Annotated in this window: 2 protein-coding genes; one reads left to right on the top strand and one right to left on the bottom strand. The window is 74.2% G+C overall.

Annotation, left to right across the window (positions count from 1 at the left end):
• Positions 1-1082, bottom strand: a 1082-nt coding sequence (locus AB0K65_RS32270; RefSeq protein ID WP_365722856.1) for an SH3 domain-containing protein, incomplete at its 3' end; no start/stop codon positions are given.
• A gap of 337 nt (positions 1083-1419) precedes the next feature.
• Here AB0K65_RS32270 and AB0K65_RS32265 point away from each other — a divergent pair.
• Positions 1420-1940, top strand: a 521-nt coding sequence (locus AB0K65_RS32265; protein WP_365722854.1) for a M23 family metallopeptidase, incomplete at its 3' end; no start/stop codon positions are given.

Below are 1940 nucleotides of genomic sequence, written 5' to 3'. Positions count from 1 at the left end.
TCCGGCATGAAGGTGACCTCCACCCAGTCGTTGTCCGTCATGCCCAGGCCGTCCCAGAAGGTGCCGTCCGCGACATCGATGCCGGCCGGGTTGGCGACCCGGCGGCCGAACTCGTCGAGCCCGCCGTTGTAGCCGTTGAGGTACGCCGCCTGGGCCTCGGGGGTGCCCTGAGGCAGGTCCCGCCACATCTCCCGCTGGCTCGACGGGTTCCAGTAGTCGTCCTTGGTGTTCCACGGTCCGACGTCCCACACGGGCGCGGTCTCGCAACGGCCCTTGTAGCACAGGCGTACCTGGTACTCGTGGCCGCCGTTGGTCGCCAGCATGCGGCGCGAGGGCAGGGCGACGAAGTGGTCGCGCGCGGTGATGACGTGGCCGTTGGCCGTGGTGTGGCCGACCAGTCCCTCCCGGGTCGCGAACAGCCGGAAGGTCGGCCCGGACGCGGCGGTCGCCTTCCCGTTCTGCGGGGTCTGCTGCGGCGCGGGCTGCTTGGCCTCGGCACCGACGGTGACGGCGGAGACGGTGGGCGACGACCCGCCGGGTACGCCGAGCAGGGTCAGCCGGACCTGGAGCCGGGAGACGGCCTGCGGCAGCCGCACCTTCCCCGCGCGGTCGACGGCACGCCACTGCGTCCAGGTGTCGGGGCGGTCGCCGCCGCGCACCTCGGTCAGCACCTGGGTGCCGACCGGGACGTCCGCCGAGGTCCGCACGGTGAACGCCGTCAGCGAGCGGCCCAGTTCCGTGCCGGGCGAGGTGTAGACGGCGTGCGAGTGGGCGGGCGCCGACGCCGTGCGGCGGTGGCCGTCCTCGACGGTGATCCCGCCCTGGCGGCGGGCGATGTTGCCCCGCTGGGCCTCCGGCCCCGCCAGGTCGATGCGCCAGCTGTCCTGGCCTCGGCCGCCGTGACCCCCGGCCTTCCGGGGGTCGCCGGCCGCTTGCCCGGCCGGTCGGGACGTACCGTCCCGCTGCCCCCCTTCCGCGGCGACGGCCGGGGCCGTCAGGCTGACCAGGACGAGCAGCGGACACAGGAGGCGCGTCCAGCGGGGCGGCGTACGCCACCGGGAACGGGTGGATGAGACAGGCACGGGTTTTCCCCCTTGATGCGACGGAAGTGAGCCGGGCGCGGCGGTCGCGGCAGGAGCGCCGGCCACCGGTCCTTCGACGGCGCACGGGACCGTGACCGGCCCGCGAGGCGTCGAAGGACCGGCGTGCCGGACCTGTGAGCCGCGCCGGCTCGGGAACGACGCTCCAGGGTCTACCGCACCGCCGGGGCGGAGTCTCTCCGCAAACTTACGGATGCCCCTCCGAGGGGCGGCGCGTCTATGTTCCGTGGCGTCCGGCCGGTCTCCCCGCAACGGGCGGAAGCCGTACCACCGGACCCCGCGGCTCGTCACGAGCCGGTACTCCAGGAGGGAACCTCACGTGCGACTTGGACTGCGCGGCATGAATCCGCGGGCCGCGCTGCTGGCAGCGGCGGCCCTGCTGCTGCCTCTGGCGATGGCCGCCCCCGGCCACGCGGCGACGAAGAGCCCCGCGGGCGCCACCGCCTACGCAGGCTCGTGCCCCGCGGCGGGCGTGGTCACCCAGGGCTACAGCAGCACCCACGACGGTGTGGACATCGCCAGCTCGCTCGGCACCCCGATCTACGCCGCCGGCCCCGGCGAGGTCATCAACTCCGGTCCCGCGCAGGGGTACGGACAGTGGATCCGCATCCTGCACCCCGACGGCACCGTGACCGAGTACGGGCACATGTACCAGCGGGACGTCTCGGTGGGCCAGCAGGTGTCGGCCGGCCAGCGCATCGCCCTGATGGGGTCCGAGGGCGACTCCACCGGCGTCCATCTGCACCTGCGGGTACGCGTCGGCACGTCCACGTCCGTCCGCGGCATCGACCCGGTGCCCTACCTGCGCGACCGCGGAGTGGGCCTGCCCTGCACGCCCGG

Origin of the sequence: Streptomyces sp. NPDC053755, assembly GCF_040677675.1 — a bacterium.
Lineage (GTDB): Bacteria > Actinomycetota > Actinomycetes > Streptomycetales > Streptomycetaceae > Streptomyces.
The sequence above is the reverse complement of the archived record's forward strand: the minus strand, read 5'-3'. Positions and strand labels throughout refer to the sequence as shown.